At 49.9% G+C, this 11,185-nt stretch carries 8 protein-coding genes and 1 pseudogene; 7 read left to right on the top strand and 2 right to left on the bottom strand.

Features of this window, described 5'->3' with window-relative positions:
• Positions 1 to 9 precede the first annotated feature (9 nt).
• From copC to UC15_RS08235, 5 genes and pseudogenes are all read left to right on the top strand, one after another.
• Positions 10 to 342 (top strand): copper homeostasis periplasmic binding protein CopC, encoded by a 333-nt coding sequence (gene copC, locus UC15_RS08255; RefSeq protein WP_112288011.1) that lies wholly within the window; start codon positions 10 to 12, stop codon positions 340 to 342.
• A 3-nt stretch (positions 343 to 345) separates the two neighbouring features.
• On the top strand, positions 346 to 1,230 hold the full coding sequence (gene copD, locus UC15_RS08250; RefSeq protein WP_112288003.1) for a copper homeostasis membrane protein CopD: 885 nt from the start codon (positions 346 to 348) through the stop codon (positions 1,228 to 1,230).
• A 46-nt stretch (positions 1,231 to 1,276) separates the two neighbouring features.
• Positions 1,277 to 1,615: a YebY family protein gene (locus UC15_RS08245; RefSeq protein WP_232829845.1), complete on the top strand. Its 339-nt coding sequence runs from the start codon at positions 1,277 to 1,279 to the stop codon at positions 1,613 to 1,615.
• 393 nt (positions 1,616 to 2,008) lie between these two features.
• Positions 2,009 to 2,224, top strand: a pseudogene (locus UC15_RS08240) (hypothetical protein); the annotation flags it as partial.
• Positions 2,225 to 2,535: 311 nt separating this feature from the next.
• Positions 2,536 to 3,234: an extensin family protein gene (locus tag UC15_RS08235; protein ID WP_112288001.1), complete on the top strand. Its 699-nt coding sequence runs from the start codon at positions 2,536 to 2,538 to the stop codon at positions 3,232 to 3,234.
• A 12-nt stretch (positions 3,235 to 3,246) separates the two neighbouring features.
• Here the strand turns inward: UC15_RS08235 and UC15_RS08230 are convergent, their stop codons facing one another.
• Positions 3,247 to 4,425, bottom strand: a complete 1,179-nt coding sequence (locus UC15_RS08230; RefSeq protein ID WP_112288000.1) for a M20 aminoacylase family protein — start codon at positions 4,423 to 4,425, stop codon at positions 3,247 to 3,249.
• A gap of 358 nt (positions 4,426 to 4,783) precedes the next feature.
• A complete protein-coding gene (locus UC15_RS08225; RefSeq protein WP_112287999.1) occupies positions 4,784 to 5,041 on the bottom strand; it encodes a DUF1883 domain-containing protein in 258 nt (85 codons plus the stop codon).
• Positions 5,042 to 5,633: 592 nt separating this feature from the next.
• Between UC15_RS08225 and UC15_RS08220 the strand changes: the two genes are divergently transcribed.
• Positions 5,634 to 8,318 carry a WG repeat-containing protein gene (locus tag UC15_RS08220; protein ID WP_232829843.1) on the top strand — a complete coding sequence of 895 codons (2,685 nt, stop codon included), beginning with the start codon at positions 5,634 to 5,636 and terminating at the stop codon, positions 8,316 to 8,318.
• 113 nt (positions 8,319 to 8,431) lie between these two features.
• Entirely contained in the window at positions 8,432 to 11,176 is a 2,745-nt protein-coding gene (locus UC15_RS08215; RefSeq protein ID WP_232829842.1) for a WG repeat-containing protein, read from the top strand.
• Positions 11,177 to 11,185: the final 9 nt, after the last annotated feature.

The following is an 11,185-nucleotide window of genomic DNA, read 5'->3' as shown; positions in this document are numbered from 1 at the left end:
TCAGCCGTTTTGCTGAGCGGATTTATCTCACAGCAAGCTTCTGCTCATGCTCACCTCAAAACGGAAACTCCGGCGGCGGATGCGGTTCTTACAGCCAGTCCGACCGAATTATCGCTGGGTTTCAGTGAAGGTATCGAGCCAAATTTCAGTAAAATTACCCTGAAAGATGCCAGCCAGAAAACGGTGAAAACCGGGAAAATGACCCTGGCTGCGAACGATAATACGCAGGCCGTGCTGCCCCTTACCGATGCGCTTGCCGTCGGGAAATATATCGTGACGTGGAATGTGGTTTCCGTTGATGGTCATAAAACAAACGGTCAGTACAGTTTCACTGTTAAATAAGCCATGAGCCTTACAGCACTTTTCGTCCTGTGCCGGTTCGTGCATTTTGTGTCATTAATGCAAATCTTCGGACTGAGCGTATTTTGCTCATTGCTGGCGCCTGGCGGATTTTCGGCAATTTTACAGCGTAAAAATCCGACGCTGATGGTTTGGTCCGGACTGCTTGCAGCAGTCACTTCTGTCGGAATGCTGGCTATTCAGGCAGCGCTGATGGGCAATGGCTGGGACGATATCCTCAACATTAACGTGTGGATACTGGTGTTAACCACCGCATTTGGCGAAGTCTGGAGCTGGCACTTATTACTGACCGCTGTGCTGTTACTGGTTCTGTTAATGGAGTGGATGCCCGGACGTCATGTCCTGCTGTTTCTGTGCTCGCTGGGTTTACTGGTCACTCAGGCTTTGATTGGCCATGCGGCCATGCATCAGGGATTACTGGGACTGGCACAGCGGGCTAACCATGTGGTGCATTTGCTCAGCGCAGCCTACTGGTTCGGGTCTTTACTGCCTTTACTGACCTGCATGTTGTATGCCCGCGAGCCCTCTGCAAGACCCTACGCGATTGTGACGCTTATCCGTTTTTCTGTCTGGGGACATGCCGCGGTCTCGCTGGTGATCATCACCGGTGTCATCAATACCGCCATTGTTTTGCAGCGCTGGCCCACCGATATGACATCGCTTTATCAGTGCCTGCTGGTAATCAAAGTGATACTGGTCGCGATGATGGCGGCAGTGGCTGTCTATAACCGTTACCGGCTGGTGCCCCTTATGGGTAAAGACCCGCAGAGGGCGCAGAGCCGTTTTATCACCATGACCTGGCTTGAATGGGGGCTGGCGCTTAGCGTTATATTGCTGGTGAGTTGGTTCGCGACACTTGCCCCGCGCTGAAACGGTCATCTGAAGATTACAAAGAATTTAATATCATCGAGGAAAAATCATGAGGAAAACACTGCTAGCCTGCGTGCTGCTTACCTTATCTGCCAGCAGTTTTGCCGCACCGCAACTGGAGACCATCAGCCGCCTGCAATACGGTAAGGACTGGGCCTTCACCCGTGAAGAAGTCATGCTGCAATGCCGCCCGGGCAATGCGCTGTATGTGATTAACGACAGTACGCTGGCGCAATATCCTCTGAATGACGTGGCAAAAGAGCAGGTTAAAAACCATCAGGTTCAGGCGGTGCCCCTGGAGAAAATCTGGCTGGATGATCCGCAGAATCCCGGACAAAAAATGAGTCTGGCACCTTTTATCGCCAAAGCTGAATCGCTCTGCTGAAGCGCCGTGCTGCCGGTAAATGACTGATGTTAATCCCATGTTTTGCGTATGTTGTCACACAATGAAAATAATGCCTCATTGTTATTATCACTATGTTTCAAACTGAGTGGAAATTAGTCATCTGTCGTCTATTCTTTAAGTTGTACGGCTTAACCGCCTGCATTAATGCCAACTTTTAGCGCACGGCTCTCTCCCAAGAGCCATTTCCCTAGACCGAATATAGGAATCGTATTCGGTCTTTTTTTTGACTGTTTTTCAAATCAAAAATTGCTATCCAAACAGTCAATTAGCCGATTTTCACTTACCTTCAGTACCACCAGTTTAGACTTTCTCACTCCACTGTAGCTATGATGTTTGCATACTCTATTTGTATGACCTGACAGGGCGAATTCTATGCTGATTTATAATGTTTTTGGTCGCCACCTTGCTGTTAAAAAGACTTCCGGTGAATGGCAAGTCTTCCGTGCTGATTTGGCAGAGAGAAAGTTCTCCAGACTTTATGACATCATCATTCCTGACGAGATGACCGAAGATGAAATTCCCGGCTGGCTGGGGGATATTTTTCATGAGGCGGCCAGTGAAAGGCATCCGGATGTCAGGCGGATGGAATTACCGGGCACAGCATTGCTGAATAGCGCTCTCAGATTTCAGTTTAAAAAAAAAGCCCGCTCGAGGCGGGCTGAAAGGGGTATTGCGAGGGTCTTACACACTATGAAGGACAGTTCACAGTGGACACAGGAGAAGAAACTTAGTCTTCGGGAATTAAAGTAACAAACTCAATGTCGATTTATGTCAAACCTTCGTAAGTTTATTTCCCTACTTGTAACTCTGTCAGAACATTATTTACTCAGGCGCTATACTCATAATATTACTCTCGATAAATCAAGGGACTGCTGCGGCACAACCGGGTAAGGAGCATTATGCGATATTGGGCTAGCCTGATTGTAATTTTAGCGGCAGCGTATTTCTGCGGTCCGTGGGTAAGCCGCCATGTGCCTTCTGAATATAATCCTTTCACCCCGCTGGTTATCACTGACCCTCCGAATCTGATCACCAGGTACAAATTAAGAAAACTGGATAATAATCCTCACGAATGTCTGGCCGCTCTTGAACGTGCTCAAACTGAAGGCGCTATTCAGTTCAGCAATGCAGGGAGTATGGGAGGAAAGTGTCCGCTGACTGATCCTGTTCGTGTTCGCGGATTTGGGGATGTTGCACTGAGTTCGAGCTATCTGGCGAGTTGTCGGCTTGCCCTTAGCAGTGCGATGTTTGTCGGGCAGGTGGCGAAGCCTTTGGCTTCTCAGGAGTTAGGTTCACGGCTGGTGAAAATTGACCATCTGGGCAGTTATGCCTGCCGGAATGTTTACAATAAACCCGATGCACGGCTGAGTGAACATGCGACAGCTGAAGCTCTTGATATCGTGGGATTTGAGCTGGCGGATGGTCGCCATTTAACCGTGTTGAAGCAGTGGCCTCAGACGAGCATTGAAGCGCAGTATATTCATACATTGTTCACAGAGAGTTGTCCGTTTTTTGGAAACTCTATTGGTCCGGATTATAACGCAGCGCATGCGAATCACTTTCACTTAGGCATGCGCTGGTTCGGATTTTGCCGCTAAGCTGTTAGGTCGTTAATCTGCCAGATAACGCTCAACCAGTCGAGTCCAGTAGGCTGCGCCGAAGCTCAGACTCTCATCATTAAAGTCATAAGCCGGATTGTGCAAAACGGCGCTGTCCCCGTTACCCAAACGAAGGAAGCATCCCGGCTTTTGCTGCAGGAAATATGCAAAATCTTCACTGCCTGAAATGGGTGGCAGATTATCAATCACATTTTCTTCGCCCAGCAGTTCTTTTGCCACTTCGGTTGCAAACGCTGTTTCCTTGTCATGATTCACCAGCACCGGATAGCCGGGCACATATTCAATTTCTGCTCTTGCGCCGTATCCGGCAGCATGATTCTCCACCAGCTGACAAATGCGCTGTTCGAGGATTTTACGTACTTGCGGATCGAACGAGCGGACGCTCATTTCCAGACGGGCTGTTTCCGGGATGACATTCGCCGCATGGCCGGAGTGCAATGAACCGATAGTGACCACTGCCGTTTCATTAGGGTCGATGTTGCGCGCAATGACCGACTGCAAGGCAACAACCAGACTGCCGGCAACCAGAATGGGGTCGACGGTCATGTGAGGGCGGGCGGCATGACCGCCTTTTCCATGGATAGTGATATTGACGGTGTCGCAGGCAGCCATAAACGGCCCTGATCGGAACATCATTTTACCGACCGGATAGCCCGGGTGATTATGTAAGCCGTAAACGGCATCACACGGGAATCGCTCAAAAAGTTGTTCAGCCAGCATGCGTTCAGCGCCGCTGTTGAAACCAATTTCTTCTGCAGGCTGGAAAATAAGATGTACGGTTCCAGAGAAGTTTTTGCTGCGCGCCAGCTGTTCGGCGGCACCAAGCAGCATCGTTGTGTGTCCGTCATGTCCGCACGCATGCATTTTGCCTGGATTCTGACTGGAGTAACTCACACCTGTTTGTTCAGTTATCGGCAAGGCGTCCATATCGGCACGAATCCCGATACTGCGTGAACCGTTGCCAAGTGTCATTGTGCCGACGACGCCGAAGCCGCCAATGCCCGTTGCCACCTGATAGCCGAGAGATGCTAATCTTTCAGCCACGAGCGCAGCCGTTGCGGACTCTTCATTGGAGAGCTCCGGGTGTTGGTGTAAGTGTTGGCGAACTTTACGCAGCTCTGGAATAAGGTCGGCTACGTCAGCGATTGTGCAAAGTGATTTATTATTCATTTTTAGATATCTGTTTTTGCCTGAAAAAAATCCGGTGAACTGACCGGCGCCACGTCGTTACATCAGACAGAATGCAATGTGGAATCACCGCTTGCAATCAATTAATCAGGCCTGGAAAGAGGTTTTCAGATATGTGGAATGTTCAATTCAATAACGCTATGTAACTGATGTAACGAGCTAAAGTTTATTACGCGACGTTACGCAAGAATCAACTTTGACCGTGGACGGTATTCCCTGATGTCTGTAACTTCATCAGCTGCAAAACGTCGGATTGCGAGGTCTTAAGATCAGGCAAATGGTTTTCCATTCGCCTGAGCTAAATATTAAAAGAAATGAAGGCTTTTTTATAAGAAGGTGATCAGGCTGGCAGGTAGCTGATTGAATGCTCCAGAGAGTCGCATTTGGAATCGATGAGGACACTCCAGACACCTTTGTAGGGGATACCTACATAAGCCGTATTCTGATCATTAACTGTCAAAATATCGCCGAAACCAGAGTGACGTCCTTTTCGCTCAACTTCACTTTCACACATCAGGTGTATGTGACATTTTTCTGAACAACGTATGACGACAGTGTCGCCACCAAACAGACTCAGTCTGGCTCGAACAATAGGCATGACTTTTCCCCAATTAGATAAAGCACCTGAAATACGCTGTAACCGAACACTGCCAGGTTTTACGTCACCCAGACCGGGAGTGATATTGGTCACACAACGCTCATTTATCTATAAAACCAGACAAAAGCTGGGGAAAGAATGACTTTAATCAAAAGTTATAAGAATCTTTCAGAGATTAATAATTCGCCATTTTTATGCCTGTAACCAAAAATGATCCTATTTTTAAGAAAGAAGTAAAAATGTAATTATGAGGTTAACGGAATGTGCTGAATCAAATCGGATGGTAACATCTGTAGGGTACCTTTGGATGCAGTGATGAAGTGTATTCATTCGTTACAGAGTAATAAATTAGCTGCTTTTTCTTTCACAAGCTGACACCCTATAGGCGTATAACATGTGCGCGCGTTTGAAATTGATTATTATCGGATTTATTACCGTCTCACACGCCCATTTTGCGGGTGATGAAGAAAAAGCGCGCGCAACACTTTCCTATTTTATCCAGTTATAAGGGCATCGGATGAATTGCTCCGAAAAATTTAAATACATCAGAAATTTCAGTGCGTTAACCCTGGTTCTGAATGCTTTTTTTACTATGCCGGCACATGCGGACGACGCGCAGTTACGGGCATGTGGCAATGCAAAAACCGCCAAAGACTGTCAGTTGCCTTTCCAGCAGGGGCTTTCGCCTGTTCAGGTCGGCCTTTCGCGTGAACCACAGTGGGGCTACGTGGATACCACCGGGCACATGGTCATCAAACCTGATTTCAGGGAAGCGCGGGGTTTTGTTAACGACCTGGCTGCGGTGAAAAAAGGCGACCAGTTCGGATATATCGATAAAAAAGGCCACTGGGTTATCGAGCCGCGCTTTACGCGTGCTACAGATTTTAACGCCCAAGGGACTGCGTTAGTGGTGACAGATAATCGTCTGGCGCTCATAGACAAAAAAGGCGCAGTGATTAAAACGCTGCCATTTGCCGTTGCACTCGACAGCCGTGGTTTTGCCGGCGGTCAGGCCCTGGCAAGTGTACAAACTCAGGTGTCACCTGCGTTGTGGAATGCCTCCACCGATCGCTCTCTTTCTTTACCTGATGATGTTATGGCGCTCGATTTGCCGCAGTCAGGGTTAATCCCCGCCAAAAAACGTGATTCTTCAGAAGAAGGTTATTGGGGCTATCTCGATGAGAACGGTGACTGGGCGATAAACCCGATGGTGCTTAAAACGCGGGATGAACCACAACTTAATGGTGACGTAGTTGCGGTAAAAACCAAGAATCTTTGGTCATTTGTGGATCGTCAGGGTGTTGCGTTAAATAAAGAGCAATACAAATCTGTTCGACCGCTTGCTTCCGGCAGCTGGCTGGTGACGGGGAATGATAACAATAAACAGTTACTCAGCAGCAAGCTGGAGAAAGTGCAGGATATTCCTGCTGATCAGTCTGAAAACATTCTGGTCTGGGGAAAAGCAACGCTGGGTACGGGTAGCAAGGGCATTGTTATCATCGGTGCAGATAATCAGATTGTTTCGCTGAAAGTGAATAAGCCGCAAGTGCTGCAGCAGGGAAATCATCTCTGGGTTATGCAAACTGAAGGCAAGGCACCACAAGTCGCCCAGATTTATGACAACAATGGTGTAGCGCTTCTCAATGATGCCACCCTTACTGCTCTCAAAGACTACCAGCTGCGGCCATTGGGTACAGTGGCGATCACAGATGATGTCACTGCACTGCCAGAAACAAACGGCGATGTGGCACACAGTCTCCCATGGGCGGTTCTGACCCCCGCGGATGCCAGCAAACCGCCTGCCATTCTTACCTCGCAAGGTAATGTTTTGTCTGATCCTCAATGGGCTTCAGTAGAAATCTCCGGTTCTCAGGCGCCGCTTATCATCCACACTCAAACTAAAAAAACGGGTGCTGTCGATGCTTCAGGTAAGTGGGTTATTCAGCCGGTGTATACCCAGATCACTCCGTTCGAGGGTGATTACACCTGGGCTGTAGAGAATGCCAATAATACAGATGTTAAACATCTGATTGACCGAAACGGTAATGCAATCGAGGTACCGGCAGACATTCAGAAAAATGCTCAGCGTTTATCCTCAGGATTGATTTATTACACCGAGGGTGAAAAAGAAGCGCAGCGCTGGGGCTTGTGGGATATCGCGAGCAAAAGTATTAAGGCGGCACCACAGTTCACTGAAATCGATGCCTTCAATGAAGGTTATGCCCTGGCTAAAACGGATGAAGGATGGGGCGTTCTCAGCGCTAATGGCTCCTGGGCGATAGCCCCGGATGCGGAGCGAAGCGGTAAATTCCAATATATTGGTCAGGATGCGTTTACTCTTTCTGATAATGATCAGCCTGGAGAACGTGGTGCAATCGCCAGCCATTACAGTCTTTATAGTGCCCAAAGCGGGCTGGCGTTAGCGACGGATTTACTCGCCAGACCGCAAGCTGTCGGTCAGAACCATTGGCTGGTTCAACCTTCCGAAGGGGGCGTGGCCTTACTGGATAACGCCGGGCGTTCCCCTGTCAGTAAAGCCATTAACGCTTCATCGAGTTCTGTAGAAGGTGACTGGATTAAATTGAGTTTCGCGCCACATTACGGCGCGATTGACAGCCAGGGTCATTGGCAAATTCAGCCGCTTTACACGGCTGAATTTAATTTCATCGCACCTCTGAATCTAAGCCGTGCTGTCAGCGACGGGCGAACTATGCTGATAAGTGACCACGGCGCTTCGGCAGAGGGCTTCGAACAGGCGCAACCGCTTAATTCGATGATGCGTCTTGTCATGAATGATGACGAGAAAGGTGAAACCGTTCTGTATGACAACGACGGCAATGAAATCCAGCGCTTCGCCGGGCTTGACAGTCTGCAGGCCGACAAAGCCAGTTCAGGTGTTATTCCTATGCGTGATCAGAAAGGCCTTTATGGTTTTGTCGATCAGCAAGGCAAGAAGCTGATTGGTGCTTACTTCGATCAGGTGGGTGCGATGAGTAATAATTTTGCGACTGCCGTGAAAAAATCAACGTACGGAAACCTGCTGGGTTATATCAATACCACGGGCCGTTTCGCTGTTTTGCCTAAATTTGACTGGGCAACCGATTTTAGTGAGAAGCGTGCGTGGGCTGGTGGCAAGGGTGTGGTGAATTTGCTGAATGCCGACGGGAATGTACAGGCAAAAATTCAGGTGCGTTGTAATCAGCGCGTCATCGTGGATGCGAAAGGTGCTTATCTTTGGCCTGCTAAAGCACCCACTTGCGGTTCCGGGGGTAATTAATGATTGTCAGCAAACCTTCAAGGCTACGTCACGCACTCCGCTGCGCATTGAACACCGGTAGCACATTGGCCTTTTTGACGCTGACTGCCTCGGCTGTTGCGGCTGAACCTGTAATGGCTGAATCAGCACCGGGATGTTCGGCGCCATTGCCCGCTTCCAGAGCCGATATCCAGCTACGCGCTGCGCTGCCTTTAGTGCAAAATTTGTGTATCCGCGATGTGCGTGAAGGGCGTGCTGCCGTACTTTTATCCGCAGCTGACGCAACGGATGAGCGCTGGGGGTTTCTGGATAATCAGGGGCAGCTCGTTATCAAACCTGTTTTTGAGCAGGTCGGGGATTACCACTTCGGTGCCGCTGCCGCCATGCAGCAGGGAAAATGGGGCTATATCGATCTGACCGGCAACTGGATGATTCAGCCTTCCTTTGACAGCGTACAACCCTTTACAGAAGCCGGTCTGGCCGTTGTGAAGGTGGGCGGAAAATCCCAGATTATTGATCGTAAAGGTATTCAGGTCGGTAAAGCACTTGATGATTTGGTTGATGATGCTGTCCTGAGTAATGGCGTTCCTGCCCGCCTCAGCCTGACATTTAACAGCGTACTACTTTCACCAGACGGTGTACGCCATGTGGCGACGGACAAAATGGAAGTGGTTGAGCCGTTTGGTTCCGATGATCTGTTCATTGCGGTCGATGCCACAAAAGGCTATGGCATTGTGGATGGGAATCTGACCTGGCGTGTTCAGCCACAGTACACGTCCATCACCTTGGATCCCCGTAATCCTTCTGTCGCACTGGCGAAAAAAGCGGATGGAATGACTTTAATCCGCACTGACGGAAGTCAGGACGAGCAGAAATATCTTACTGTCAGCGAGGAAACGGGCGCCTTCTGGCTGGCGAAAACGGCCGATGGCATCAAATTGCTGAATAATTCCGCCGCTGTGATTGCCACTTTCAACGAAGCCGGAGCGGCAGCACTTCGGGTTTCAGGGGATTATGTTTTAAATCCTGCCAGCAAAGACTCTCTGACTTTATATGTGCCGGGGCGAAAACAAGCCATTACGCTGCCTGCAGGCAGTGAGCCCTGGGAGCAGAATACCGGTGAGTTCCTGATAACGACCAAAGGTGAGCAGAAAAAAGTGAATGCCATTGTTGCTCCTTCTGGCGGAGTCATAGGCGGGACTCAGAATGTTGGCTGGCTGGCGCAAATTTCCAGTGCTGAAGTAATAGATCACCGTTTGTGGTTGCGCAATGATCAAGGTGATGTGGTGAATGTGGTTGATGCCACAGGCAAGGCATTGCTGAATCAGAAGAGTATCAGCACTCTGGAAGGCAGCCGTATCGAACCTCTGACTGCCAGTATTGATACAGCTTCAGCGCCACAGGCACTTGCACTGGTGCGCCCTGGTAATACTGACAGCAAAAATGGCGCGGGTTTCCTGCGTCCGGATGGCACCCTTCAGCTTGATACTAAATGGCAGGATATTGAACCTGCTGACAGCAGCAATAACATCGGTCAGTTCATCGTGAGAACAGCCGATGGCACTGGCGTGGTGGATGTGCAGGGCAAGGTTATTATCCCGCTGACTGAAGATAATATTTCTCCTTTTGTGCAGGGTTACGCTCTGGACTATCTGAATGGAAAACTGACCGCACTTGATCACGCCGGTAAGCATTATGATTTGCCGAACGTGTTTGAGATTGAATCCCTCGGCAATGGCTGGTTCCGCTATCGTGAAACGGCAGCCGAGGGGGCGTTGTGGGGCATCTACGACGTCATCAGTCAGAAGACTGTCCTGCAACCGGCGTATCAGGATGTAGGCGATTACTCAGAGGGGCTGGCCGCATTCAAATCACCGGAGGGGCTGTGGGGGATCCTCGACAGTCAGGGGAAAGTGGTTGTAACGCCGAAATATGCTGAGGCCCGCCGCATTAACTCCGCCCTCTGGTTACTGACGCAACCTGCAACCGACGGACAATCTGAATCGTCTGTTCTGGCAGAAATCACAGGCAATGACGCGCAACCAAGAATTGCACCTGTCGCCGGACTCACCGTAAATCAGTTTAGTGACGGGCGTATTCTGGCTACTTCTGCGGCCGGTCAGTCCTGGCTTCTGGATGCTAAAGGTAATATTCAGCTTCATGAGCAGCAGACACGTATCAGTGCGCTCGGCGACTGGGTCAAATTATCGCGCCAGCCTCAGCAAGGATATCTGTCTGCGCAAGGCGAATGGCAAATTCAACCTGTGGGTGAAAGCCGGAGTTCTGCTTTTGTACGAGGGCGGGCCTTGCGCTCAACGCCAGCAGGCTATGAGCTGATTGATGACAAAGGTGTGCGCGTGGCAGCCATGCCGGAAGGGCAGTGGAGCATGCCGCCAGAGAGCGGCTGGTCTGTGTCCTATGATCCGCAGGACAACGAGCCTGCGACACGTTATGTCGATAATACCGGTAAACTGGTTCTCACGGTTCAGGGTCACGCCAGTCAGATGGTCGATGATCATGCCGTACTGACGCGTGCTGATGGGACAAAAACCTGGATTAACGGGCAGGGTAAACAGACTGATGGCGTCTCTTACGCTGATTTAGGTTTGCCTGTCGACGGGCTGGCATTCGCCAAAACTGACGGTAATTATGGTTATGTCGATGCGCAGGGCAACTTCGCGGTGGTACCGGTGTTTAGCGCCGCGTCGCCGTTTGACAGCGGAGTGGCGGTCGTTTCCACACAGGCCATGTCGATGATGATCGACAAAACGGGTAAACCTCTGGCGCGTGTTGATAAGGAATGTGGTATTAGCGTCTTATATGGCGCTGGTAGCGCGCGTCAGTGGCCGGCGACAATGCCGGAAAACTGCAAACCTTAAGACACTTTT

Origin of the sequence: Rahnella sp. AN3-3W3, from assembly GCF_003263545.1 — a bacterium.
Taxonomy (GTDB): domain Bacteria; phylum Pseudomonadota; class Gammaproteobacteria; order Enterobacterales; family Enterobacteriaceae; genus Rahnella; species Rahnella variigena.
The sequence above is the reverse complement of the archived record's forward strand: the minus strand, read 5'-3'. Positions and strand labels throughout refer to the sequence as shown.

What these genes read in the sequence shown, in the direction of transcription:
- copD (WP_112288003.1), top strand. Translation starts at nt 346, where the DNA reads ATGAGCCTTACAGCACTTTTCGTCCTGTGCCGGTTCGTGCATTTTGTG.
- UC15_RS08235 (WP_112288001.1), top strand. Translation starts at nt 2,536, where the DNA reads ATGCGATATTGGGCTAGCCTGATTGTAATTTTAGCGGCAGCGTATTTC.
- UC15_RS08230 (WP_112288000.1), bottom strand. Translation starts at nt 4,425, where the DNA reads ATGAATAATAAATCACTTTGCACAATCGCTGACGTAGCCGACCTTATT.
- UC15_RS08225 (WP_112287999.1), bottom strand. Translation starts at nt 5,041, where the DNA reads ATGCCTATTGTTCGAGCCAGACTGAGTCTGTTTGGTGGCGACACTGTC.
- UC15_RS08220 (WP_232829843.1), top strand. Translation starts at nt 5,634, where the DNA reads ATGCCGGCACATGCGGACGACGCGCAGTTACGGGCATGTGGCAATGCA.
- UC15_RS08215 (WP_232829842.1), top strand. Translation starts at nt 8,432, where the DNA reads ATGGCTGAATCAGCACCGGGATGTTCGGCGCCATTGCCCGCTTCCAGA.